Source organism: Brevibacterium sp. H602 (assembly GCF_051172395.1).
GTDB lineage: Bacteria > Actinomycetota > Actinomycetes > Actinomycetales > Brevibacteriaceae > Brevibacterium.
This window is the reverse complement of sequence record NZ_JBPIZD010000023.1, coordinates 33729-58963: the sequence shown is the minus strand read 5'-3', so window position 1 is coordinate 58963 and position 25235 is coordinate 33729. Positions and strand designations below refer to the sequence as shown.

The following is a 25235-nucleotide window of genomic DNA, read 5'->3' as shown; positions in this document are numbered from 1 at the left end:
GGTTGCTGGGCCGCCGTCAGGTAGTAATTGGGGTCAGGCTCCGGCGAGGTGGTCGGCCAGGTACTTCTCCACCTGATCGATGCTCACGCGTTCCTGGCTCATGTCATCACGCTTGCGGATCGTCACTGCCTGATCATCGAGGGTGTCGAAGTCGACGGTGATGCACAGCGGCGTTCCGATCTCGTCCTGGCGACGGTAGCGACGGCCGATGGCGCCGGCATCGTCGAAGTCGATGTTCCAGCGTCGACGCAGCGTCGCAGCGAGATCCTTCGCCGCCGGGGTGAGCTTCTCGTTGCGGCTCAGCGGCAGCACCGCAGCCTTGACCGGAGCCAGGCGCGGATCGAGTTTGAGCACGACGCGCTTGTCGACGCCGCCCTTCGTGTTCGGCGCCTCGTCCTCGCTGTAGGCCTCGACGAGGAAGGCCATCATCGACCGGGTCAGGCCGAAGGAGGGTTCGATGACATACGGGGTGTAGCGGTCTCCGCTGGCCTGGTCGAAGTACTGCAGCTTCGCCCCCGAGACCTCCGTGTGGGTGCCGAGGTCGTAATCGGTGCGGTTGGCCACACCCATCAGCTCACCCCACTCGGATCCCTGGAAGCCGAAGCGGTATTCGATGTCGATGGTGCCGGCCGAGTAGTGCGCACGGTCCTCGGCGGGAACGTCGAGGCGGCGGACGTTGTCCTCGGAGATGCCGAGATCGAGGAACCAGGACCAGCAGTCTTCGACCCACTGCTTGTAGTAGTCGTCGGCCTCGTCCGGGTGGACGAAGTACTCGATCTCCATCTGCTCGAACTCGCGGGTGCGGAAGATGAAGTTGCCGGGGGTGATCTCGTTGCGGAAGGCCTTGCCGATCTGGCCGATGCCGAACGGCGGCTTCTTCCGGGCAGCGGTGAGCACATTGTTGAAGTTGACGAAGATGCCCTGCGCGGTCTCCGGACGCAGGTAATGGAGTCCGGCTTCGGAGTCGACTGGTCCGAGGAAGGTCTTGACCAGACCGGAGAATTCCTGCGGCTCGGTCCACTGACCGCGGGTGCCGCAGTCAGGGCAGACGATATCGGCCATTCCGTTCTCCGGAGCCTTCTTGTTCTTCGCCTCATACGCCTCGACGAGGTGGTCCTCGCGGTGGCGCTTATGGCAGTTGAGGCACTCGACGAGGGGATCGACGAAGGTAGCGACGTGGCCGGAGGCTTCCCAGACGCGCTTGGGCAGGATGATCGAGGAGTCGAGGCCGACGACGTCTTCGCGACCGCGCACGAACTGCTGCCACCACTGGCCCTTGATGTTGTCCTTGAGCTCCACGCCCAACGGTCCGTAGTCCCATGCCGAGCGGGAACCGCCGTAGATCTCTCCTGCTTGGAAGACGAATCCTCTGCGCTTGGCCAGGGCGATAACGGCATCCAACTTGGACTGTGCCACTAGTTCTCTCCTTGTTTCAGTTCGCCGACGGCCGGCTGCCGTGGCTCGCAGGTACCAGCCTAACTGGTCACGCCGTCGCTTCCTCAACACCGGCGCGATACCGACCAGGCCCACCCCGACGCCCGCCCTCGACGACGGAAGGAGCCCACGGTAGGCGACTGATCTCACACTCGGATTCCCACTCCAGGACCGCCTCGGCGAGGGTGTGGCATGTAGACTTGGGGGTACACCCAAACCTTTCTCCGTACCGACGTCTTCACGTCTGTCCAAGCGAGTTCTTGGATCACTACGGTTTCGGCCCGGATTGCTCACGATGATTGCACAAGCGGCCGCAGGGTAGATCGCCACTACAGTCATCTGCGATCAAGTGTGTGCCGACGTGAGAGAGATCACTCATGACCGATGTGTCCGCAAACGACGAAACCACTCCGAGATTCTCCGAACTGGGGCTTCACCCGCTCGTGCTCAAGGCCGTAGAGGCGCAGGGCTACGAGATCCCCACCCCCATCCAGGCCGAGACGATTCCGACCCTCCTGTCGGGCCGTGACGTCATCGGGCTCGCCCAGACCGGAACCGGCAAGACCGCGGCTTTCGCCCTGCCGGCCCTGTCCGACCTCGCCGAGGCGGGGCGCGCCGACGACGGCCCGTTCGCACTCGTACTCACCCCCACTCGCGAACTCGCGATCCAGGTCGCCGAGGCGTTCACCTCCTACGCCACGGAGCTGTCCGACTTCTCCGTGCTCCCCATCTACGGCGGTCAGGCCTATGGCCCGCAGCTGGCCGGTCTGCGTCGTGGCGCGCAGGTCGTCGTCGGCACCCCCGGTCGTGTCATCGATCACCTCAAGAAGGGATCACTCAAGCTCGGCAGCCTCAAGCACCTCATCCTCGATGAGGCCGACGAGATGCTCAAGATGGGCTTCGCCGAAGACATCGAAGAGATCTTCAGCCAGGTCGGTCCCGACCGTCAGGTGGCCCTGTTCTCGGCGACCATGCCGTCCTCGATCCACCGGATCACCGGCAAGTACCTGAACGACCCGAAGGAAGTCCGGATCGCCGCGAAGTCGCAGACCGGTGCGAACATCCGCCAGCGCTACTTCATGGTTCAGCACTCGCACAAACTCGATGCGCTGACCCGGATCCTCGAAGTCGAGGAGTACGAGGGCATCATCATGTTCGTGCGCACCAAACAGGCCACCGAGGAGCTGGCCGAGAAGCTGCGCGCCCGCGGGTTCAAGACCGCCGCGATCAACGGCGACATCCCGCAGCAGGCACGTGAGCGCACGATCGACATGCTCCGCGAAGGCAAGATCGACATCCTCGTCGCCACCGATGTGGCCGCCCGCGGCCTCGACGTCGAGCGCATCACTCTCGTCGTCAACTACGACATCCCACACGACACCGAGTCCTACGTCCACCGCATCGGCCGCACCGGTCGTGCCGGACGCTCCGGTGAAGCGATCCTCTTCGTCACTCCGCGCGAGCAGCGCATGCTCGGCTCGATCGAACGCGCCACGAAGCAGAAGGTCGAACCGCTGACCCTGCCCAGCGTCGAAGAGCTGACGAACACTCGCGTCGAGAAGTTCACGAAGCGCATCGACGATGTGCTCGCGCAGACCGAACTCTCCGAACTCACCGACGTCATCGAGGCGTACTCGCTCTCCCGTGATGTGCCGGCGTCGAACATCGCCGCCGCTCTGGCCTCCCTCGTCCTCGAGTCGAACACGCTCAAGGCCGAGCCGATGCCCGAACCGGCACGCCGTCAGAGCCGTGACCGCGACGGCGGTCGTGACGGCGGCCGTCCGGGTCGCGGCGGACGCGCCCGTGACGAGAACATGACGACCTACCGTCTGGCCCTCGGACGCAACGAGCGCCTGCAGCCGGGCGCCGTGGTCGGTGCGATCGCGAACGAAGGCGGAATCACCTCGAAGCAGATCGGCCATATCGACATCCGTTCGAACCACACGCTCGTCGACCTGCCCAAGGACCTCGACCCGTCGGTGCTGCGCAAGCTCTCCCACACCGAGATCCAGGGCCGTCCCATCGACATCCGTCCGGACTCCGGACGCCCGGGACGCGCGTTCAAGAAGCGCAACTTCGACAAGCAACCCGGTGACGGCCGCAACTTCCGGAACGATCGCCGAGGCGGCAAGAAGTTCGGCGGACGGAATGACCGCTCCCGCGATCACTACTGATCCGACCGGCGGCATCACCGTCGCACTGACGCGCTCGACCGAAATGTCTGCGCAGAAGTGAGAACCTGAAACGGCCCCGCAGCATCTACGCTGCGGGGCCGTTTTTGTCAGCTGTGCCCGGTGTCAGAGAGCCTGCTGCTCTCAGCAGCTTGGTGACACTGCATCAGCTTGGTCCCAGCACCGAGCTGGTGCAGTGTCACCAAGCTGAGAACCCTCATTCACACAGGCCCAGACCCCCGAGTCCCTGCACGCAGATGTGCCGAATTGGGGACCCTTCACAGTGACGTCGCGCCGCACTGGTCGCAGCGACCTTGCCCCGCATGGAAGCTGCGCCCCGCTGGGTGGGCGAAACTCAGACGCCCGTGGTCGCGGACCAGGGCTTCACGACTCCGCGTCAGGCCGAGGGGGTGTCGACGGCGCCGCCGAAGCGACGGTCACGGCGGGCGTACTCTTCGATCGCCGCCCACAGGGTGCGTCGGTCGACGTCGGGCCACAGCACATCCTGGAAGACCATCTCGGCGTAGGCGGACTGCCAGAGCAGGAAGTTCGAGGTCCGCTGCTCCCCCGAGGACCGCATGAACAGATCGACGTCGGGCACGATGGGTGCGTAGAGGCGGGAGCGGACGGTCTTCTCCGAGACCTTGCCGGCCTTGAGCTTCCCGGCGGCCACCTCGGCGGTGATCTCATTGATTGCGTCGACGATCTCGGAGCGTCCTCCGTAGTTCACGCAGAACTGGAGCACGAGACCGGTGTTGTCCTTCGTCATCTCCGCCGCGGTCTCGAGTTCGTCGATGACCGAACGCCACAGCCGACCGCGGCGGCCGGACCACACGATCCGCACGCCCAGGGCGTTGAGCTCATCGCGACGGCGGCGGATGACATCACGGTTGAATCCCATGAGGAAGCGCACCTCTTCGGGTGAGCGCTTCCAGTTCTCCGTCGAGAACGCATACGCCGACAGATAGTCCACGCCGATCTCGATCGCGCCGTGGATGACGTCGAGCAGCGACGCCTCCCCGGCCTTGTGTCCTTCCGTGCGCGGCAGCCCCCGCTGATTCGCCCACCGACCGTTGCCGTCCATGACGATCGCGACGTGCTTGGGCACGAACTTCGCGTCGATGCGCGGAGGTCTCGCTCCGCTGGGGTGGGCCGGTGGTGCGGGGTAGTTCATGTGCTCTCCAGAACTCTCAGTGATCGGATATTGCGCTCGAGGTGCCAGGACACCCAGTCCGAGACCAGCTTCGACCCGTCGATCTGATCGTGCAGGTCGGAGGCCTCGGCTCGTTCCCAGTCGCCGGACAGGAGCGCGGCCATATGTTCGAGCGCATCGGTGTCGGGCAGCGCCGCACCGGAGGGGCGACAGTTCGTGCACACGGCTCCGCCCAATGCTGCGGAGAACGCGCGGTGGGGTCCGGGGTTCCCGCACTGGGCACAGTCGAGCAGGCTCGGTGCCCACCCGGCCACGGACATCGCGCGCAGCAGGTACGCATCGAGGGACAGCCTCGGCGGGTGTTCGCGGTTGCACAGCGAACGGATGGCAGAGACGAGGAGGAGGAAATGCGTGCGGGACTGGGGTTCGGCTTCGGTGATGCTGCGTGCCGTTTCGGCCATCACCGAGGCGGCCGAATACACATCGAAGTCCGTGGCGATTCCGCGGGCGAAGGGTTCGACGAGTTCGACCTGGGTGACGATGTCGAGGCTGCGCCCGACGTGGCATTGCAGGTCGACGAGCATAAAGGGTTCGAGACGGGAGCCGAACCGCGATTTCGTCCGGCGCACCCCCTTTGCGACGGCGCGGACGAGGCCGTGGCTGCGAGTGAGCACGGTGACGATGCGGTCAGCTTCGCCGAGCTTGTGCCCCTGGAGCACGATGCCTTCATCACGATAGTTGTGCACCAGCCCATTATCGCTTAAGCGCGGCGGGGAATCACCCCGCCGCGCTCTGGCACAGCTGTGAGTTCGACCGCGCAGCTTCAGTTCTGGCGGTCGCGAGCGGCCCGGTTGACGGCCGAGACGACGGCCTTGAGCGAGGCCTTCGTGATGTTCGGGTGCAGTCCTGCACCCCAGACGACACGGTCCTCGACGGCGAGCTCGACGTAGGCGGCGGCGTTGGTGTCAGCGCCGGAGCCGATGGCGTGCTCGGAGTAGTCCTGGAGACGCACGTCGACGTCGAACTGGTCGATCAGAATCTTCACCAGCGCATCGATCGGTCCGTTGCCGCGTCCTTCGTAGGTGCGTTCCTGACCGTCGACGATGAGGTCGACTTCGATGCGCTCTGCCGATGAACCTGAGCCGTCGACATTGCCCGATTCGGTACGCAGACCGACGATCTGGAAGCGACCCCAGGCTTTCTCGGGGTCTTCGGCGGGCAGGTATTCGTAGTTGAAGATGCGGCGGATCTCCTCGGCGGTGACCTCACCGCCGGCTTCTGTGTGCTGCTGCACGGCGCGGGAGAATTCGACCTGCATGCGACGCGGCAGGTCCAGCCCGTGCTCGCTCTTGAGCAGGTAGGTCACTCCGCCCTTGCCGGACTGCGAGTTCACTCGGATGATCGCCTCGTAGCTGCGGCCCAGGTCCTTCGGGTCGACCGGCAGGTAGGGCATGTCCCATTCCATGAGGTCGACGGGAGTGCCCTGGGCGTTCGCCTTCTTCTCACGATCGGCGAAGGCCTTGTTGATCGCGTCCTGGTGCGAGCCCGAGAACGAGGTGAAGACGAGGTCGCCGCCGTAGGGGTGACGTTCGTGGACACCGATCTGGTTGCATTCGGTCACGGTGTGGATGACTTCGTCGATATCGGAGAAGTCGAGCTCCGGATCGATTCCCTGCGTGTACAGGTTGAGGGCGACGGTGACGAGGTCGAGGTTGCCGGTGCGCTCACCGTTGCCGAACAGGCAGCCTTCGATGCGGTCGGCACCAGCCATCATTCCCATCTCCGCCGCGGCCACGCCGGTGCCCCGGTCGTTGTGCGGGTGCAGGGACACGGCCACTTCGTCGCGGTAGGGCATATTGCGGCAGAACCATTCGATCTGGTCCGCGTAGGTGTTCGGGGTACCGCGTTCGACCGTGGCAGGGAGGTTGACGACGGTCTCGCGGCCGGCGGCCGGCTGCCACATGTCGAGAACGCTGCCGACGATGTCGAGGGCGAACTCGGGTTCGGTGTCGACGAAGATCTCCGGCGAATACTGGTATCCGAAATCCGCGTCGGACAGCAGCGTCTCGGCGTGCTTCATCACGGCCTGAGTGCCCTGCAGTGCGATATCGCGTGTCTGGTCGAAGCCGTCTCCGTCGAAGCCGAAGACGACCTTGCGGAAGACCGGCGCGGTTGCGTTGTAGAGGTGCACCGTGGGCATCTTCGCGCCGACGAGGGATTCGACGGTGCGTTCGATGAGGTCCTCGCGAGCCTGCGTGAGCACGGAGATGCGGACGTCATCGGGAATCGCGTCCTGTTCGATGATCTCGCGGACGAAGTCGAAGTCGACCTGGCTGGCGGCCGGGAATCCGACCTCGATCTCCTTGAACCCGAGACCCACGAGCAGATCGAACATCTTGCGTTTGCGGTCCGGGGTCATCGGATCGATGAGCGCCTGGTTGCCGTCGCGCAGGTCGGTGCTCAGCCAGCGAGGCGCCTTGCTGATGATCTGGTCGGGCCAGGTGCGATCGCGCATATCCAGCGAGATGCGGTCCTGGAACGACTTGTACTTGCCGAACGGCATCGGAGAAGGCTTCTGCAGTTTCATTGTTCCTCTAACTTAAGTTTCTCAGCGCTTGACCAGCATACGAGGACTCCGCGACGAGCGTGCTGTCCGTTCAGGACTCGTCGCGGCAAGGAAGGAGGAGGAACCTATGAGCCACAGGGTCACCGTAGTCCCCCTACCGCGCTCCGTCCGAATCCCGTCCACATCCTAAGATCGCCGAGGCGGCTCCGGGCTCCTACTTGAGGAAGTCGACCGAGGCGCGGCGGACGTTGAATCCGACGCCGGTGTCGTCGGATTTGCAGGTCATGCCCTCTTCGCTGGAGGTGCAGGTCATCCCCGCCGCGGAGATCGAATCCCCGTAGCCGAGGACGCGTGCCGGGCCGTTGCTCTCGGGAGCCTCGACGCAGGAGAAGCCTGAGCCTTCCTTGTTCGCCACGACGATGGAGCCCCAGTCGTCGAGCTTGCAGTCCTCGGGCTTCTCCGGTGGGGAGTACTCGTAGTCCTTGATCACGCAGCGCGCTCGTTCGGAGTCGATGGTGCAGGCGATATTTCCCGACGGGGATGTGAAGGTCTCTTCGGCGACGGGAGCCTTCGAGCTGCCCGAATCGGACGGCTCGGGATCATCGGTCTGACCGATCGACGGTTCGTCCGTGGGTCCGACGGTGGTGGTGTCGTCGCCCTGGGTGGAGTCCCAGACGATATAGCCGACGATGCCGAGGGCGAGAATGAGCGCGATGGCCGCGAGCACCCACAGCCACGCGGGGACCTTCTTCGTATCATTTCGCCGACCATAGGGGTCGTGCGGGCCGCCGGGATTCCCCGGTCCGCCGGGGCCTCCCGGCCCTCCTGGCCCGCCGGGTCCCCCGGGACCGGCAGGACCGCCCGGCGCATAGCCGGCGGCATATCCGGCTGGTGCGGCAGCGTAAGCGGGAACGTGTCCGGCCTGTCCGTATCCGGGCCCCGCGGGGCGACCGGCGCCGGGCTGAGCGTAATCGGGTCCCGCCGGCGACTGCACCGGTCCGGCGGCCTGCGGCTGAGACGCTGCTACCTGACCGGCGGCACCGAACTCTGCGCCCCACTGTCCCTGCTGCGGGTGAGGTTCTCCCTGTTGTGGGTGCGGTTCGGGCTGCTGCGAATGCGGCTGCGGCTCGGCCTGGTGCGCGTCAGCTGGCGCCGGCTGCGAGCCGGGCAGCGGGTTCCACTGCTTCGGAGCCGAGGGCGCCTCAGCAGCGGCGATATCGTCGGAGTTCACCTTGCGCGGCGCGGCCGGCAGTCCTCCGGTCTGATACCCGTCGGCGGCGGCCAGTCCGCGAAGCTCTTCGAGGCTGAGCACCTCGGTGGCATCGGTGCCGTCGGATTCGACCATCGACCGCAGCCTCTGCAGTTCTGCGGGAGTGAGTGCTTGGGTGGAGCCATCAGCGGCCGCGGACTCATCCTCGCCGATGAACAACTGGGTTGTGATCGACTCCGGAGACTCCTCGGCCGGCTTCCGACGCCCGGGGCGCGGAGGATGGTTCGGCACAGGTGGAATGCTCATGGTGTCATTTTCGCATAGTCGCTACCGGCGAGTTCTCATGCTTCGTGAGATGATGACTTTATGTCCGATGGAGTCCTCCGGCGCGCGGGAGTGCCCGCGCTTCTCGCCTGCGCTCTGCTGGTGACCGCCTGCGGGGCCGATGCCGACGGCGGCACGGACGAGTCCTCGGCGGCCGAATCCGCCGGTTTCGCCGCTCCGGCACAGCAGACGAGTTTCGGTGATTTCGCAGCCCCGGCCCAGGATTCCCCCACCGGAGCCGACTCCGCATGGACGACATCCGATCAGACCGGCACCGAGGCGACCGGCCCGGTCCACCCCGTCCCTGTCCCCGGTCTGGCGAAGGAGTTCACCGACCAGATCCCGGCAGAGACCTCACAAGTCCTCGTCGCGACCTCGCCGACAGCCGCTTCGGAGAAGTCGAGTCTGAGCTTCTACGAGTTCACGGACAAGAAGTGGAAGAAGCTCAAGACCTTCGACACCCACAACGGCTCCAAAGGATGGCTGAAGGATCGCCGCGAGGGCGACAAGACCACCCCGATCGGAGTGTTCACGCTCAGCGACGCGGGCGGTTTCAAGGCGAACCCGGGCACCGACCTGCCGTACACCCAGGACGATCGTCTGCCCTCCTCGGCGACGGTGGCCTATGGTGCGGACTACGAATCGGTCTTCGACTACATCATCGCCATCGACTACAACCGCAGACCCGGCACTCCCCCGACGGACAAGACCCGGCCGTTGGGCTGGGAAAAGGGCGGCGGAATCTGGCTGCACCTCGACCACGATTCGGGTACGAATGGCTGCGTCACCCTCGACGAGGCGGACCTCAAGTGGATCATGCGCACGATCGATCCCGACGCTCACCCGCGCATCGCCATGGGGCCGGCACCCGAAGTCAAGAAATAGCAGAGCCGAAGAAGCAGAAGAGCAGGATCCCGTGCGCCGTCTCATCATCTCCCTCGTCCAGTCGATCAACGGATCCTTCGCCGAAGACGGCTGGTCGACCGGGGTGTCCACGGACGCTGACTTCCGGCGCTTCCTCGCTCTGCGACGCAGCGCGAATGCGATCATCGTCGACCGCCGCACGGCGCTGAATCCGCAGCTGCCCGTCATCAACGCCGCCGGCAAAGCGCTGGAGCACACCCCCGTGCACGTGCTCACCGAGTCCGATCCGACGGCCCTGCAGAGCGAGCTCGACGCTCGCGGTCTCGACTATCGTGCCCAGCGTTTCACGGCAGGCACCATCACCGAGGTGGCTGCCTCGCTGACGACGGCACCGTCCCCCGAATCGCAGCCCGCCGATGAGGCGGTGCTGCTGTGCGAATCGGGTCCGAATCTCGCGTTCCGGCTGCTCGAGCACTATCCGGGTGCGGAACTGCATCTGAGCGTGAGTCCGCTCTATATCCGCACCCCCGGCAGCCACCTGGCCGAGCTCGAGGCCGAGATCGCTCTGCGCCTCATCGATGTGCGCACCGAGGACGACCAGGTCTTCCTCCGCTATACCCGCGCCTGAGCCGGAGCAGTCAGCCGGCAGACGTCTCCTCGTTCGCGTGGATCTCGGTGCTCACATCGAAGCGATCGGGTGAGTCAAGGATCGCGGTGATCCCGTTGGCCACCTCGGCGAGATGGACGGTTTCGACTCCCCCGGACAGATCATTGCGATCATCGCCGCCGATGGGAGCCATGATCCGCAGCTCGCGGAAGGCCACGCTCGTCGATTCCGCGTGGGCGACCTCGATGAGCATCTTCTGCGCGGCACCGAAGACGCTGATCGCCCCGGACCCCGCCAGCGCCTCGACGCTGGCGACGCCGTTGAGTGCCAGGTGGACGAATCCGTGGCCCCCGCTCGTCCGGTCGGTGGCCAGGGACTGCGAGATCGCACAGGCCGTGAAGTGCCCGCGCAGGTAGGAGTCATAGTCCGCATCGAACTCGGCCAGACCTCGGTCGAGCACCGGTTCGTCGATGTACCACCCGCCGATGGCGGCGATGACGGCATCGACCGGCGGCAGGTCACTGGAGGCGAGCGCCGTGGTGACCGCCTCCGGCTCGTCCACCCAGTCCGGCACGGTCACCGGTTCGTATGCCGTCTCCGTGTCCGGAGTACGACGGACGATGCCGGTGACTCTGTGCTGCGGACTGAGCTGCTGGGCGAGCCCGGTGCCGACGTGGCCGGAGGCGCCGAAGAGGAGGATGTGCATGAGGCGAGTCTATGTCCCCTGCGTTCGGTCAGGTTCCTCCCTCTTCGGTCCCCGGCCGCCTCTGCGGAGGACAGGGCTATTTGCGGATATGGACCTTGATGCCGGTCTTCTTCGTATAGGTCATATATCCGCGTTCGAAGTTCTGGCGTTTGACGCCGTTCTTCACGGTCCGGTCAGCGGTGGGCAGACCGAGCTTGCTGCGTTCATAGCCCAGCTTCTTCCACTTCGTGAGGAAGCCTCCGTAGATGACATCGCTGCCTGTCTGCGGTGACCAGGTGATCATTCCGGAGTGGAATCTCTGGTATCGAGCGCTCTTCCGATATTTGAAGGTCTGCTTATCGCTGCTGGGGAACCCAAGGACGCCCTTCTCATACTTCGCACGCTTGTAGGCGACACGGATCTGGCCCTTGGTGAGGAAGTGCGCACCCGTCGATTTCGACCAGTACACGGTGCCCTTGGCGAACGACTGGTAGGCACCCTTCGGGTTCTTCAGCTTCTTCTCCGAGCCGACCGGTTGGCCGGTCTTTCCCGCGTTCTTCTGATAGTACGAACCGATTGCGCCTTTCGTCGGATAGGACTTCGGTTTCGGAGCGGGCTTCGGCACCGGACTCTTGGTGGGCGGTGGGGTCAGCTCCCGCACCAGTGCCTTGGCTCCTGTGCGGATGCTGCCGAGCTTGTTGTAGAACGCGAGCCCCGGACATTCGGTGTAGCTGGTGTCCCGGTGGCCGGCCACGACGTTGAGGCTGACTTTCCTGCCCAGGGGGTATTTGCTCGTTCCGCCCCCGCCCGAGGTCAGGGTCATCTTCCCGGTCGGGTTGAAGCCGTACTGTCCGGCTTTCCATGCGACGAGGCGCTTGACCGAGGTCTGTGCTGCCGTGCTCGGCGCCGCCGAGGAGTAGGTACCGAGCACGCTGATGCCGATGGTCCACGAATTGAATCCGGAGGCGTGGGCTCCGGTCACTGCTTTGTCGAGACTGCCGGCTCGGCCTTCGTACATGGTGCCGTATTTGTCGACGAGGAAGTTGTACCCGAGGTCGCACCAACCGCGATTCTGAGTGTGATAGGTGAGGTAGCCGCGGATGATTGCGGGGGCCTGTGCTTTCGAGTACGAATTCGACCCTGCGGTGTGGTGGATGAATACGCCCTTGGCCGACGACGTCTTGTCCGTGGCGCACCGGACGAGTTTCTCATCGGCACCCCACTGTTTGCGGGTGACGATCTTGGCACGCAGGTCCTTAGCCGAGATCTGTGCGTTGAGGGCCGGTCCCGTGGCCGAATGGGTGCCCACTCCCCCAGCGGACTTCGCGACCTGCGCGTCGGCCTTGGTGACCGCGGTGGACACCTGGGTGATCTGCAGATCATCGGTATCGGCCTGGGGGTCGGCGGCCCGGACTTCAACGGCATCGGAGTCGAGCACCGGCAACGCCACGGACTGTGACTGGTGTGAGGCAGCAGGGATCTGAGCAGCTTCTGCGGAAGAGAGGTCCGGCCCGCCTTCGTCGTCCGTGGGCAGGGTCTCCCATGCCGACCAGCCGTTCCCATCACGGGTGCGGATCTCCAAGTCGGGGTCGTCCCCCTCCCAAGTGGCGCCGACGATTGTGACGTCCGAAGAATCCAGTGGAAGCGTTGTGACCTCGTCGGTCTGAGCGTCGACGGTCGTCTCGGCCGGAGTGCCTGCGGTGTCATCGTTGGCAGCACCGCCGCCCCGTGCAGAGTCTTCAGTGGTGGCGGAGGCGCCGGACGTGTTCGTGGGAGTTTCCGGTGTGGCGGCGAGCGCTGGTCCCGTTAGGGTCGCAGTGAGGAGAATTCCGGTGAGTGCCGAGGCGAGGAATGGCAACGGTTTCATCAGTTATGGTCCTTGAGGTCGTCCATGACCAAGTGAGCGTTCTTCTCACTGGATGGGGCCGAATTACGGGCACCCAGTGTGACCGCAGGAATATCGTAAGGTGATTCTCAGACTTTTGGAAGTGGGTACTTCAGCAGATGGCCGATCGCCGCGAACTCACGCGCCTCGAGGCTGTCCTCGACGCCTTCGCCGACAGACTGCTCCCCCGCGTCCCCGCCGGGCTCCGAGAGTTCCTCGCCTTCGGAATCAAACAGGCGTGGGCGTGTCTCTTCGGTGCTCTCATGCTCGCCGCGATCATCGCCACCGCTTGGCTTTACCCCGATGACGCGGCCATCGCCCGCAACGACTTCCTCGTCATCCTCGCCGTACTCATCCAGATCGGCATGCTCGTCGCTCGACTCGAGACCGGTCGCGAACTCATCGTCATCATCGTCTTCCACATCGTCGGCACCGGAATGGAGATCTTCAAAACCGCCGTGGGTTCATGGAACTACGCCCCCCGGCGGGGTCCTCCACATCGGCGCAGTACCCCTGTTCACCGGGTTCATGTACGCCGCCGTCGGCTCCTATATCGTCCGCGTGTACCGACTCTTCGACTTACGGTTCAGCCATTACCCGCCGAGGTGGCTGACCGCGATCATCGCCGCCGCCATCTACATCAACTTCTTCACCCACCACTTCATCGTCGACCTCCGCCTGCTCCTCGTCGTGGCCACCGTCATCGTCTTCTTCCGCTGCCGCATGTACTTCCATATCCATCGCAGGACACTGACGATGCCCGTGCTGTTGGCCTTCCTCCTCGTCGCCTTCTTCATCTGGGTGGCCGAGAACATCGGGACCGCGGCCGGTGCCTGGCTGTATCCGAGTCAGGACGACGGCTGGCACCTGGTGCCGCTGACGAAGCTGGTGGCCTGGTTCCTGCTCATGATGATCTCCGTCGTCCTCGTGACCTTCGTCCACAGACCCAGGCCGCCTGAGGTCCACAGACCCGAGCCTCCTGACACCTATACTTGCTGAGAACCGAAACAATCAGGACGGCCGAAGGAGACTCATGGCGGCACCCGGTGCGCAGAATGAGAAGGAATCGAGCGCATTGCTCAAGGTGCTCCGTCCATCCAGCGGATCCAACCTGTCGGTCAGTGCTCGTGTGCTGCTGCGCGTCATCGCCGGAGTCCTCGTCCTCGCTCTCGTCCTCGCCCTCGTCGGACTGTTCCTCGTCCGCCGGTCCTTCCCGACCACCGACGGCGAGATCTCGCTGCCGGGTCTCGACGCGCCGGTCACCGTCCACCGTGACGAATCGGGTGTTCCCACCATCGAGGCCGAGACCGCCCACGACCTGTTCCTGGCTCAGGGGTTCGTCCACGCTCAGGACCGGTTTTGGGAGATGGACTTCCGCCGACACGTCACCTCGGGACGACTCTCCGAGCTCTTCGGCAAATCCCAGCTGGGCACCGACACCTTCATCCGCACGCTCGGCTGGCGGAAGGTCGCCGAGCAGGAGGTGAAGAAGCTCGACAAGACGAGTCTGGGCTACTACGAGGCCTACGCGGACGGCGTCAACGCCTACCTCAAGGACAAATCCCCCACCGAGCTGTCCCTCGAGTACGCCGTCCTCGGCCTCGAGACCGGCAGCACCGAGGTCGAGGAATGGACCCCGGTCGACAGCGTCGCCTGGCTCAAGGCCATGGCGTGGGATCTGCGCTCGAACCTCGAAGACGAGATCGACCGGTCGATCCTCGGCTCGGAGCTCACCGACGAGCAGATGAGCGACCTCTATCCGGACTACCCGTATGCCACCCGTCCGACGATCCTCGGCGGCAGAGCCGGTGACAAAGCACCGAAGGACCTCAGCGGCGACGACGTCGAGCAGGAGCCGCGAGCCGACGACCGTGCAAAGGAGGACGATGAGGCACAGGCCGGAGGCGCCGTCACCGAGGCGCCCCGAACGGGGAACACCGACACCGAGGCGGCCGCCCCGACCGATGATCTCCTCGAACTGCGGAATACGCTCACTTCGCTGCCGCCGATGCTGGGACAGAACAGCGACGATATCGGGTCGAACTCGTGGGTGATCTCCGGGGAGCACACGAACACCGGTCGACCGCTGCTGTCCAATGACCCGCACCTCGCCCCGGCGATGCCCTCGGTCTGGTACCAGGTGGGACTGCGATGCAAGAAGGTCACCGATGAGTGCCCCTTCGACGTCACCGGCTTCTCCTTCTCCGGACTGCCGGGAGTCGTCATCGGCCACAACCAGTCGATCGCCTGGGGCCTGACGAACCTCGGCGCCGATGTCACCGACCTCGTGGTGGAGAAGATCCGCGACGGGAAGGTCATCCACGACGACGGTGACGAACCGCTGCAGGTGCGCAAGGAGACGATCGAGGTCGCGGGCGAGGACCCGCGCGAGATCACCATCCGCTCCACCCGCAACGGCCCACTCGTGTCGAAGCTCGACGGCACGTATCGCAGAGCACTCGATGCGACGATCGGGGCGGATTCGCAGGACCCGAAATCGGGACCGGCCGAGGAACACTATGGTCTCGCCCTCGATTGGACGGCTCTGCGTCCGGGCACAACCGCCTCGGCCGTGTTCGCCATCAACAAGGCCACGAATTGGCAGGAGTTCCGGCACGCGGCGTCCCTGTTCGACGTGCCCTCCCAGAACCTCGTCTACGCCGACGTCGCCGGTAACATCGGCTATCAGGCACCCGGGATGATCCCACGTCGAGGCAAGGCCGACGGCACCGTGCCCCGCCGCGGGTGGAAATCCGACGAGGATTGGCAGGGCTGGGTCGACTTCGAGGATCTCCCACACCTGTACAACCCCGAACGCGGATGGATCGTCACCGCGAACAACCCGGTCGCCGCCCCCGGTGAGACCGTGCAGCTGGGTGAGGACTTCGACTACGGAGATCGTGCCCGCCGCATCACGAAACGCATCAAGGACGCGGCCGACGAGGGCCGCAAGCTGCGGCCGATGGACATGGCGGAGATCCAGAACGACGACCAGAATCCGTTCGCCGCGAAGCTCGTCCCCGAAGCGGTGAAGATCCACTCCCATGGCGACGAGGACATCCTCGAGGCGAAGAAGCTGCTGAAGAGCTGGAACGGCTTCGACTCCGCGAACAGCGCGGGCGCCGCCTACTTCAATGTGCTCACGAAGACGCTGCTCGAGCAGACGATCAGCTCGAAGCTGCCCGACGGGGTGTCCCCCGCCGGCGGTTCACGGTGGTACCTCGTACTCTCGGAGCTGCTCGAAGACCCGGATTCCCAGTGGTGGTCGAGTAAGGGCGTCGAAGGTCGGGACGAGGCTCTGCGCAAGGCCATGAAGACGGCGTGGGCGGAGACGGAGGACCTGCTGGGACCGGAGCCCGTGACGTGGCGGTGGGGAATCCTGCACCGGCTGACGATCCGCAACGCCAGCCTCGGCGAATCCGGGATCACACCGGTGGAGAAGCTGTTCAACCGCGGCCCCTATGAGGTCTCCGGCGGTTCGGGCGTCGTCCATGCCACCGGCTGGGATGCCTCGGTCGGCTATGAGACGAACTGGGTGCCGTCGATGCGCCAGACGGTCGATCTGTCGAACTTCGACGCCTCGAACTGGATCAACCTCACGGGCGCGTCGGGGCATGCCTTCCACCCGCATTACGACGATCAGACGAACGATTGGGCCGCCAATGTCAATCGTCCGTGGCCGTACTCGCAGGAGGCCGTGGCCGCGGCGGCAGAGGACACACTCACTCTCGAACCCTGAGGACAGGGCAGACGTGAGGATACGACAGAGGCGCGGGGTCCTCCCCGCGCCCCGTGATCAGTCCTTGGGCAGGATCTTCGCTTCGAGGAAGTTCGCGACATCGTCTTCCCAGCGCACGGGGTCGATGTTCCATTCCTTCGTGTGATGGGCCTTGCCGTATGAGGGCATCGTGACCAGATCCCGTCTGACCCCTGCCAGCGCATGGGAGGGGCCGGAGGGAACGAATTCGTCGTCATCGGAGTGGATGAGCAGAACCGGCACATCGAGTTCGGCGGCACGGGTCACCCAATCCATGCGATCGAGATCGAGCGGGGTCTCCAGTCCGGTGATCGGCCGCGCCCATGGCTGCGTGATCATCTCGAGCGTGAGTTTGGCGATCGGTGTCGGCAGCAGGTTCTTCTTCGCCTGCCCGTCGAGCACATTCACCCAGTCGACGACGGGTCCGTCGAGGACCAGCGAGGTGACGAATCTGCGGTTGCGTCCGCGGGAGGCCGCCTGCAGGGCGATGGCTCCGCCCATCGACCAGCCGAAGAGCACGACGTTCTTCGCTCCGTGTTCGAGCGCGAAGTCGATGGCCGCGTCGACGTCGATCCATTCGGTGTCGCCGAGTCCGTAGCGCGATGTGGTCTCCACCCGCACCTCGGCGTCATTGCGGTAGGACATCGCGATCGACGGCACCCCGAGGGTGTTGAGCACGGGAGCGGCACGCAGTCCCTCGGCGCGGGTGCTGGCACGACCGTGGATGAGGATCGCCCAGGTGTCGTGCGGTTCCGGATGGTCGGTCGGCAGCAGCCACGCGGGCAGGTCCCCGGCGTCGGAGCGGATCTCGATGTCGTCGAAATTCACTCCGGCAGCGATCGGATCGGGATAGACGACTCCGGTCCAACGTCCCCGCCAGGCCCGTCGGATATCACCGCGGGTGACGGACAGGATCTCTCGGGAGACCGTGCGCGAGCGCGGATCGTACTCGACGATGTCGCCGACGACGGCATGTCCCGAACCCTGGTTGAAGTAGAGACCATAGGTGCCGGGCACCGTGGTCTCCTCATCGGCGGGCAGCTGAATGCGCATATTCGGCGGGAAACCGTCGATGTGCAGGATGTCGAGTTCTTCCGGGGCGTTCTCCGGAACGATGATCTTGCGGGCGAAGTAGGCGGCCAGACCCGACGACGCCACAGAGATCAGGGCACCGAGTCCGGCGCCGACGCCGATACCGGCGGCGAGCAGGCGGGCGGGGAACTTCGTGTCGCGGACCATGAAAACCTCCTGTGTTCATTGTTGCCTACGGAATGATCAGGCACCAAACGCTGTTGTGCGGAATGAGCGAGTGTCACTCGCTGTTGCGCTCACCAGGGGCGGAGATCTTCTCCTCCTCGCCGCAATCACCGTCATTGACAGAGACCGGAGGTCACGATGACTCAGTCATCAGATATCAACGCTGGAACTTCGACGAACGCGGGGGCCGCGGCTGAGGAGATCCGTTGGCAGGACGTGCTCTCGCCTGAAGAGTTCGCGGTGCTGCGCCAGGGCGCGACCGAACGTCCCTTCACCGGTGAGTACAACGATGAGACGGCTGCCGGGATGTACCAGTGTCGGGCCTGCGGAGCCGACCTGTTCCCCTCCGATACGAAGTTCGCCTCGCACTGCGGATGGCCGTCGTTCTACGCGCCTCTGGCCGAGGACCGGGTGCGCTACATCCGCGACACCTCGATGGGCATGGAACGAGTCGAGGTCCGCTGCGCGAACTGCGACTCGCATATGGGCCATGTCTTCTCGGGCGAGGGCTACGGCACTCCCACCGACCAGCGCTACTGCATCAACTCGATCTCGTTGAAGCTCAACACCGACGCTGCGGACAGCTGAGGTGGCGACGGACACTCAGATCACCGAGGCGACCGAACTCGTCGTGAAGACCTTCGACGAGCTCCGGCCCACGGAGCTCTACGGAATACTGCAGCTGCGCTCCCGGGTCTTCGTCGTCGAACAGGAGTGCGTGTTCCTCGACCCCGACGGGGTGGACTCGCTGCCGGAGACCCTGCATTTCTTCTACCCGCGACCGGCCACTGCGATGTCGGACACTCACGGCGCCGAGCACGGACGCGACCTCTCGCCAAGGGCCTATGCCCGTCTGCTGCCGGCGGAGGTGCCCGACGGACCGGCGGCCAGGCCGGGAGCACGCAGCATCAGTCGCGTCGCGACCCACCCGGACGCCCGCGGTCAGGGATGGGGCCGCCGGCTGCTCAGCGACATCGTCCACGCCTGGTCGACCGCCCCGCTGACGCTCAATGCCCAGTCACACCTCGAGGGGCTGTACTCGTCCCTCGGCTTCGCCCCCAACGGTCCGCGCTTCGATGAGGACGGGATCGAGCACACACCCATGGAGCGCCCGGCCGGCTGACCGGTCAACGCTCGGCGGCGTCGACGGAGGCGATGATCTTCTGCATCACCGCATGCAGCTCGCGGACTCCGTCGACGTCCATGCCGAGCTTGGCCATCATCGTCCCGGGAATCGCCTCGGCGGTCTTGCGCAGCTCACGGCCGGTGTCGGTGAGGGTGACCTCAACGATCCGCTCGTCGCTGTCGCTGCGCGTCTTCGTCACATAGTCAAGCGCTTCGAGGCGTTTGACCAGAGGGGACACAGTGGCGGGTTCGAGCCGCAGCAAGCGAGCGATCTCGCGCATCGGCAGCTTCTCGTGCTGCCACAGCGCAAGCATGACCAGATACTGCGGGTGCGTCAGACTGATGGGTTCGAGCACGGAGCGATACGCGCCGATCACCCCGCGGGACGCAACCGCCAGAGCGAAGCAGATCTGGCTCTCGAGCGCCAGCGGGTTGTCCAGCGGCTCCGTCGAACCTTCGGATTCCAGCATCGTGAGTCGTCGATCCTCCGCGTCGGCAATCAGTGAGTGCACCATCGTGGAACTTTAGTTAGTGCACTAATGGTTAGTGTACACTAATAGTGAAACCTGCCCAGTCCCCGCCCAAGCGGCACCTCGTCGATAGGATCCTCGCTATGTCGTCCGCCTCGCAGCCTTCCCCCGATGGTTCGAACCGGAAGCAGGATAAGAAGCAGAAGACTTCGGCACGGACGAAGAACCAGTATCCGGATTCCCAGCGCGGGGTAGGCTGGCTCAACAACTTCTTCCGCAAGATCGTCGGACCGGCACAGGTCGACAACACTCGCCCGGGCGGATACTTCGAGGACGAGACGCTGCGGCACCAGCAGCTCGATGCCATGGGGCTGGAGATGCGCACCGACGCCAACGGCCATTCCTATGTGGTGAAGAAGGGCAGCAGGTAGCCGCCGACCGCTCCCCGACCGCGCGAAGGGCCGCCGCACCGTATCGGTGCGGCGGCCCTTTCTCGCTGTCTTGTTCTCGCTGCCTCGGCCCCGGCCGGGCGACCTGCTCTCTGTCTCAGTCCCGGCCGGGTCAATGACGTTCGGTCAGCGCCAGTCGGAGATGATGTCGACGAGTTCGCGACGCGGCCCGGTGTAGAACGGAACCTCTTCGCGCACATGCAGGCGCGCCTCGGTGTTGCGCAGATCGCGCATCAGGTCGACGATGCGATGGAGTTCGGCGGCCTCGAAGGCCAGCAGCCATTCGTAGTCGCCGAGGGCGAAGGAAGCGATCGTGTTCGCCTTGATGTCCTTGTACCCGGCGGCGGCCATGCCGTGGTCGCGCAGCATCTTCGCCCGTTCGGCGGGGTCGAGGAGGTACCAGTCGTAGGACCGCACGAACGGGTACACGCAGATGTAATCGCCGGGCTCGGTGTCGGTCAGCAGGGCGGGCAGGTGCGCCTTGTTGAACTCCGCCGGGCGGTGGATTCCGACGACGGACCACACGGGTTCGAGCACTCCGCCGATCAGGCTGCGGCGGATCGCCGAGTATGCGGCCTGGACGACCTCGATTTCGGGGGCGTGGTACCAGAACATGACGTCGGCATCGGCGCGCAGGGCGGAGACGTCGTAGATTCCGCGTACGATCAGACCGCGTTCCTTCAGGGGCTCGAGAGCCGCATGCAGCTCATCGGCGAGTTCCCTCCGGTCGGCATCGCCGAGTTCTCCGGCAGAGGCGAAGACGGAGTAGGCGATATACCGCGTCTGCTCGTTCGCTTCTTCGATCTGGGCGTCGGTGGGCTGAGTGTATTCGCTCATATCTGCTCCTTCTGTCTTCTCTTCATTCTGAGGTGTCTCGGTGGTCGTCGGCAGGTCGGTTCAGTCTCTGGGCCGCGGCGTCCGCGCGGGCGATGCAGGCGGGAATCCCGACTCCCCCGTAGGCGGATCCGGCGAGTTCGAGGCCGGGCAGGTCCGCGATCTCTGCGTCGATGGCGGCGATGCGTTCGGCATGGCCGGGCTGGTACTGCGGCAGTGCGGAGTTCCAGCGTTGGACTTCCGAGCCCAGCAGCCGCGACTCCGGGCGGGAGGTGATCGTCTGCCAGTCGGCGAAGGCGCGTTCGACGATCTCCTCATCGGACAAGCTGCTCCACACCTCGGGTCCGTCGCCGAAGCGTCCGATGCTCATCCGCACCAGGGCCGTCCCCGCGGGGATGTGGTCAGTCGTCCACGGCCATTTGTTCGACACGAAGGTCGAGGCCTTGATGAACGTGCCCTCGGTGGCGGGGATGAGAAACCCCGAACCCTTCAGTTCGACTCCCCCGAGGTCGACGAGGGCGGCGACCAAGGCGGTGGAGGCATAGGGAATCTCGCCGAGGCGGCTCGCCGATTCCGGGGCCACCGACCTCAGCAGCCCGGCGGTCACATGCGCGGGCGTGGCGAGAACGAGCCCCTCGGATTCGATGTCCTCCCCCTCACCGCGGACCATCCACCTCTCGCCGTCACGGTCGATCCCGGTGACACCGGCGCCGAGGCGGACCGTCCCGCCGCCCAACACGATCGCCTCGTGCAGGGCCGGGATGAGGCGGTTGATTCCGCCTTCGAAGCTCATGAACACCGGTTCCGGGTTCCCTGCCGACGCGATCTGGGCGTCGCGGGCGGCGAGGAGCTGTGCGACGAGGTCGAGCACCGAGGTGCCCTCGACCGCGGCGGGCAGCAGCGCGGGCACCGTTTCGGCCAGGGACAGGTCCCGGCAGCGACCGGCGTAGACGCCGCCGAGCAGCGGATCGACGAGTTCGTCGACGATGGCGCCGCCGAGGCGCTCGGACAGGAAGTCCCCCAGCGAGACGTCATCACCTTCGATCGGCGGGGTGATCCGTTCGGCCGCCAAGCGAGCGGCTGCCTCGGTGCCGATGAGGGATTCGACCTCGGCCGCCTCGGCGGGCACCCCCATGATCGTCCGTTTGGGAATCGGATGCAGGTCTCCCCGGCTGAGCACCTGCGAACTGTGCTGGGTCGAGGGGAACACCGAGTCGAGGCCGAGTTCGGCGGCCAGGCTCTTGGTCTCCGGACGTCGGTTGAGGCTCGCTTCGGCTCCCGAGTCGATGCCCACCGGCACGGCACCATCGAGCGTGGTCGGCCTCAGGCAGCCGCCGAGGCGGTCGCCTGATTCCAGCACTGTCACTCGGTGCTCGGCGGAGAGACGATAGGCGGCGACGAGGCCGGAGATCCCTCCTCCGACGACGCTGATCCGAGTCATTCGATCAGCCGCGGCTGCCGAGGATCTCGGCCGAGACGCGGTGGACGAGGTCGACGACGCGTCCGGGCACCTCGGGGTCGGTGTCGGGCAGGACGCCGTGGCCGAGGTTGAAGACGAATCCGCGGTCGAGTTCGAGTCCCTTGCGCACGATCGCCTCGACGCGGGCCGACAGCGCCTCCCACGGGGCGAAGAGCAGGGCCGGGTCCAGGTTGCCCTGGAGTGCCTGACCGGGATTGACGCGAGTGGCGGCATCGGCGAGGTCGACGCGGAAGTCGACGCCGACGGTCGTCGATCCGGCCTGTGCCATGGAGCCGAGCAGCTCACCGGTCTGCACGCCGAAGTGGATGCTGGGCACGCCGTGTCCGGACAATGCGTCGAAGACTGCGGTGGAGTGTTCGAGGACGTGGTTCTCGTAGTCCTCCCGAGCGAGGTAGCCGGCCCAGGAGTCGAAGAGCTGGAAGGCCTTGGCACCGGCGTTCAGCTGCACGTCGATGAAGGTCGCCGACATCGTCGCAAGCTTGCTCAGCAGGGCCGAGAACGCCTCGGGGTCGGAGACCATGAGCGACTTCGTCTTCTCGTGGTTCTTGCTCGGCCCGCCTTCGATGAGGTAGCTGGCCAGGGTGAACGGAGCACCGGCGAAGCCGATGAGCGGGGTGGCCTCGCCGAGTTCGGCGGTCACCCGCTGGATTGATTCGGCGATGTCCGGGATGTCGGCGGCATCAAGTTCGGGCAGGGCGTCGATATCGGCGCGGGAGCGCACCGGGGAGGCGATGACCGGGCCGACGCCGGGAACGATCTCCACCTCGACTCCGGCGGCCTGGAGCGGGACGACGATATCGGAGAAGAAGATGGCCGCGTCGACGCCGTGGCGGCGGACCGGCTGGAGGGTGATCTCGGAGACCATCTCGGGGTCGCGGCAGGCATCGAGCATCTGAGTGCCTTCGCGCAGCTTGCGGTACTCAGGCAGGGAGCGGCCGGCCTGCCGCATGAACCAGACGGGAGTGTGCGAAACCGGCTCCGAACGCAGGGCAGCCAACAGGGGTGATGTCATGGGGCCATCTTCCCATTCTTCGATCGCTCATGCCCACTCGTCGTCGGTTTCAAGACGGGCCGTCTTGCGGTCTCAGCATCCGGCCGAGGACACGATCCGACGGATTGTCCGGGGCCGCCTCGGCGTGGATGATTCCTCTGTCCCCGCGGCTGCTCTATCGTGGCAACTGTGGTCAACACCTCACCTCTCAATCGCATTCCGGCGGAGTTCTCCGCCGTGACGTCGGTGCTGCGTCAGGCGCGCAGCACGAACACCGTGTCGATTTCCGAGATTCCGGCCCCGGCCAAGCTGGCCCCGTACTCCTATGCTCTCGGCGCCGAGGTCAGCGCCGATGAGACGTTCCTGCGGGCCAGCGGCGAGACCATCGACGAACTCGCCACCGGCCGTATCGTCGTCCTCTTCGATCCCGCCGCCCCCGAGGAATGGGAGGGGTCGTTCCGGGTGGTCTCCTATATCCGGGCCGAACTCGAACACGAACTCGGCAATGAGACGATGCTCGGGCATGTGGCATGGAGCTGGCTCGAGGATGCCCTCGATGCCAACGACTGCCAGGTGCTCGCCGCCGGCGGGACGACCACACGGGTGCTGTCCGAGAGCTTCGGCACCTTGGCCGATCGCCCGGCCACGATAGACTTGGAGCTGCGCGCCTCGTGGACACCCGTGATTGACGAGCCGGATCTGATCGGCAATCACTTCGAGGCCTGGATCGATCTGCTCAGCACAGTCGCCGGACTGCCACCACTTCCTGAAGGAGTCATAGCCCTGCCCGGGCGCCGTCGATGACAACTGAACTACCGCTTTTGGAAACACCCGCGAACGGCATCCCCGACGTCGTCGACACACCAGAGGACCTCTCCACCTCGATCGCCAGTCTGGCCGCCGCCCAGGGTCCGATCGCCATCGACGCCGAACGCGCTTCCGGCATCAGATACGGGCAGCGCGCCTTCCTCGTCCAGCTGCGACGTGAAGGTGCGGGCACCTTCCTCCTCGATTCCGAGACGCTCGGTGACCTCAGCGACCTCAACCCGGCTCTCGGCTCCGACGAGTGGGTCATCCATTCAGTGACGCAGGATCTGCCGTGCCTGCAGGAGCGCGGAATGCGCCCGGCCGCTCTGTTCGACACCGAGCTGGCCGCCAGGCTGCTCGGGTGGGAGAAGTTCGGCCTGGCCGCGGTCGCCGAACGCACCCTCGGGGTGCGTCTGGCGAAAGAGCATTCGGCCGCCGACTGGTCGACGCGTCCGCTGCCGAAGGAGTGGCTGAACTATGCCGCCCTCGATGTCGAAGTGCTCCTGCCGATCCGCGATATCCTCCACCAGCAGCTGCTCGATTCCGGCCGGTGGGAATTTGCGCAGCAGGAGTTCGCGCACCTGCTCGACTTCACCCCGAAGCATTTCGATGAGCCGTGGCGACGCACGCATGGACTCTCGAAGATCAGGTCCCGCCGCGACATCGCCCGGGTCCGCGAGCTCTGGCAGGCGCGGGATTCCATGGCCCGTGAAGCCGATCTGGCTCCCACGAAGATCCTGCGCGATCGTGAGCTCGTCGCCCTCGCCCAGTCCGGTGTGAAGTCCAGCGATGACATCCTGGCGCAGTGGCGCCGGCTCTCTCGCGCCGAGGCGGCCCGGCTCTTCCGTGCCTACCGCAAGGCCTCCCGGTTGGGTGCCGAGGAGCTGCCGGGACGGTTCGAACGCGGACGGTCGAAGCGCAGCGCGTTCAACCCGGCGGAGCTCAAGGAGCGGGTGGCGGCGCTCAAGGCCGCGATGTCGGAGCTCTCCGAAGAGCTGACGATCCCCCATGATGTGCTCCTCCAGCCGGCGATTGTGAAGTCGCTGTCTGCGGAGTCGAGCGTCGATGTCGAGGGCTACCTCGCCGAGGCGGGAGCCCGACCGTGGCAGATCGAGCTCAGCGCCCCTGTGCTGAAGAAGACCCTGGCCGGACTCCCCCAGGCCTGA

At 65.4% G+C, this 25235-nt stretch carries 21 protein-coding genes and 1 pseudogene; 10 read left to right on the top strand and 12 right to left on the bottom strand.

Annotated features, from left to right (window positions below; genetic code table 11):
* Positions 1-33: 33 nt before the first annotated feature.
* Entirely contained in the window at positions 34-1416 is a 1383-nt protein-coding gene (locus ACSBQT_RS15180; RefSeq protein ID WP_264798821.1) for a glycine--tRNA ligase, read from the bottom strand.
* 395 nt (positions 1417-1811) lie between these two features.
* Here ACSBQT_RS15180 and ACSBQT_RS15175 point away from each other — a divergent pair, with 395 nt between their 5' ends.
* The gene (locus ACSBQT_RS15175; protein WP_410711492.1) at positions 1812-3608 is read left to right on the top strand and encodes a DEAD/DEAH box helicase; all 1797 of its coding nucleotides are present in this window, start codon (positions 1812-1814) and stop codon (positions 3606-3608) included.
* Between the two features lie 394 nt (positions 3609-4002).
* On the opposite strand, the gene ACSBQT_RS15170 is transcribed toward ACSBQT_RS15175, so the two are convergent.
* The 4 genes from ACSBQT_RS15170 to ACSBQT_RS15155 form a co-directional block, all read right to left on the bottom strand.
* Complete coding sequence (locus tag ACSBQT_RS15170; RefSeq protein ID WP_410711493.1) at positions 4003-4779, bottom strand: isoprenyl transferase; 777 nt, start codon at positions 4777-4779, stop codon at positions 4003-4005.
* Positions 4776-5504: a DNA repair protein RecO gene (gene recO, locus ACSBQT_RS15165; RefSeq protein WP_262774816.1), complete on the bottom strand. Its 729-nt coding sequence runs from the start codon at positions 5502-5504 to the stop codon at positions 4776-4778. Before recO ends, ACSBQT_RS15170 begins: the two co-directional genes overlap by 4 nt.
* A gap of 77 nt (positions 5505-5581) precedes the next feature.
* A complete protein-coding gene (gene leuA, locus ACSBQT_RS15160; protein ID WP_410711494.1) occupies positions 5582-7345 on the bottom strand; it encodes a 2-isopropylmalate synthase in 1764 nt (587 codons plus the stop codon).
* 193 nt (positions 7346-7538) lie between these two features.
* Positions 7539-8840, bottom strand: coding sequence for a DUF6636 domain-containing protein (locus tag ACSBQT_RS15155; protein ID WP_410711495.1), 1302 nt, complete (start codon positions 8838-8840; stop codon positions 7539-7541).
* Between the two features lie 60 nt (positions 8841-8900).
* Here ACSBQT_RS15155 and ACSBQT_RS15150 point away from each other — a divergent pair, with 60 nt between their 5' ends.
* Positions 8901-9743 (top strand): L,D-transpeptidase family protein, encoded by an 843-nt coding sequence (locus ACSBQT_RS15150; protein ID WP_435002004.1) that lies wholly within the window; start codon positions 8901-8903, stop codon positions 9741-9743.
* Positions 9744-9774: 31 nt separating this feature from the next.
* Positions 9775-10350: a hypothetical protein gene (locus ACSBQT_RS15145; protein WP_435002003.1), complete on the top strand. Its 576-nt coding sequence runs from the start codon at positions 9775-9777 to the stop codon at positions 10348-10350.
* A gap of 10 nt (positions 10351-10360) precedes the next feature.
* Here the strand turns inward: ACSBQT_RS15145 and ACSBQT_RS15140 are convergent, their stop codons facing one another.
* Positions 10361-11035 (bottom strand): NAD(P)-dependent oxidoreductase, encoded by a 675-nt coding sequence (locus ACSBQT_RS15140; protein WP_435002002.1) that lies wholly within the window; start codon positions 11033-11035, stop codon positions 10361-10363.
* 76 nt (positions 11036-11111) lie between these two features.
* On the bottom strand, positions 11112-12881 hold the full coding sequence (locus ACSBQT_RS15135) for an N-acetylmuramoyl-L-alanine amidase (RefSeq protein ID WP_435002001.1): 1770 nt from the start codon (positions 12879-12881) through the stop codon (positions 11112-11114).
* Positions 12882-13018: 137 nt separating this feature from the next.
* Here ACSBQT_RS15135 and ACSBQT_RS15130 point away from each other — a divergent pair.
* Both ACSBQT_RS15130 and ACSBQT_RS15125 read left to right on the top strand, forming a co-directional pair.
* A pseudogene (locus ACSBQT_RS15130) lies at positions 13019-13898 on the top strand (DUF817 domain-containing protein).
* A gap of 34 nt (positions 13899-13932) precedes the next feature.
* A complete protein-coding gene (locus tag ACSBQT_RS15125) occupies positions 13933-16638 on the top strand; it encodes a penicillin acylase family protein (protein ID WP_435002000.1) in 2706 nt (901 codons plus the stop codon).
* Between the two features lie 57 nt (positions 16639-16695).
* Here ACSBQT_RS15125 and ACSBQT_RS15120 read toward each other — a convergent pair whose 3' ends face one another.
* On the bottom strand, positions 16696-17895 hold the full coding sequence (locus tag ACSBQT_RS15120) for an alpha/beta hydrolase family protein (RefSeq protein ID WP_435001999.1): 1200 nt from the start codon (positions 17893-17895) through the stop codon (positions 16696-16698).
* Between the two features lie 156 nt (positions 17896-18051).
* Here ACSBQT_RS15120 and msrB point away from each other — a divergent pair, with 156 nt between their 5' ends.
* Positions 18052-18501, top strand: a complete 450-nt coding sequence (msrB, locus tag ACSBQT_RS15115; RefSeq protein ID WP_435001998.1) for a peptide-methionine (R)-S-oxide reductase MsrB — start codon at positions 18052-18054, stop codon at positions 18499-18501.
* Between the two features lies 1 nt (position 18502).
* A complete protein-coding gene (locus ACSBQT_RS15110; RefSeq protein ID WP_435001997.1) occupies positions 18503-19036 on the top strand; it encodes a GNAT family N-acetyltransferase in 534 nt (177 codons plus the stop codon).
* A gap of 4 nt (positions 19037-19040) precedes the next feature.
* Here the strand turns inward: ACSBQT_RS15110 and ACSBQT_RS15105 are convergent, their stop codons facing one another.
* Entirely contained in the window at positions 19041-19553 is a 513-nt protein-coding gene (locus tag ACSBQT_RS15105; protein ID WP_435001996.1) for a MarR family winged helix-turn-helix transcriptional regulator, read from the bottom strand.
* Positions 19554-19651: 98 nt separating this feature from the next.
* Here ACSBQT_RS15105 and ACSBQT_RS15100 point away from each other — a divergent pair, with 98 nt between their 5' ends.
* On the top strand, positions 19652-19939 hold the full coding sequence (locus ACSBQT_RS15100) for a hypothetical protein (protein WP_435001995.1): 288 nt from the start codon (positions 19652-19654) through the stop codon (positions 19937-19939).
* Positions 19940-20083: 144 nt separating this feature from the next.
* Here the strand turns inward: ACSBQT_RS15100 and hemQ are convergent, their stop codons facing one another.
* The 3 genes from hemQ to hemE are packed head-to-tail and all read right to left on the bottom strand — an operon-like array spanning position 20084 to position 23283.
* A complete protein-coding gene (gene hemQ / locus ACSBQT_RS15095; protein ID WP_410711507.1) occupies positions 20084-20794 on the bottom strand; it encodes a hydrogen peroxide-dependent heme synthase in 711 nt (236 codons plus the stop codon).
* A gap of 22 nt (positions 20795-20816) precedes the next feature.
* Entirely contained in the window at positions 20817-22232 is a 1416-nt protein-coding gene (gene hemG, locus ACSBQT_RS15090; protein ID WP_435001994.1) for a protoporphyrinogen oxidase, read from the bottom strand.
* A gap of 4 nt (positions 22233-22236) precedes the next feature.
* Positions 22237-23283 (bottom strand): uroporphyrinogen decarboxylase, encoded by a 1047-nt coding sequence (gene hemE, locus ACSBQT_RS15085; RefSeq protein WP_435001993.1) that lies wholly within the window; start codon positions 23281-23283, stop codon positions 22237-22239.
* Positions 23284-23451: 168 nt separating this feature from the next.
* On the opposite strand from hemE, the gene ACSBQT_RS15080 reads away from it, so the two are divergent.
* Both ACSBQT_RS15080 and ACSBQT_RS15075 read left to right on the top strand, forming a co-directional pair.
* On the top strand, positions 23452-24066 hold the full coding sequence (locus ACSBQT_RS15080) for a DUF3000 domain-containing protein (protein WP_435001992.1): 615 nt from the start codon (positions 23452-23454) through the stop codon (positions 24064-24066).
* A gap of 17 nt (positions 24067-24083) precedes the next feature.
* Complete coding sequence (locus tag ACSBQT_RS15075) at positions 24084-25235, top strand: HRDC domain-containing protein (protein ID WP_435001991.1); 1152 nt, start codon at positions 24084-24086, stop codon at positions 25233-25235.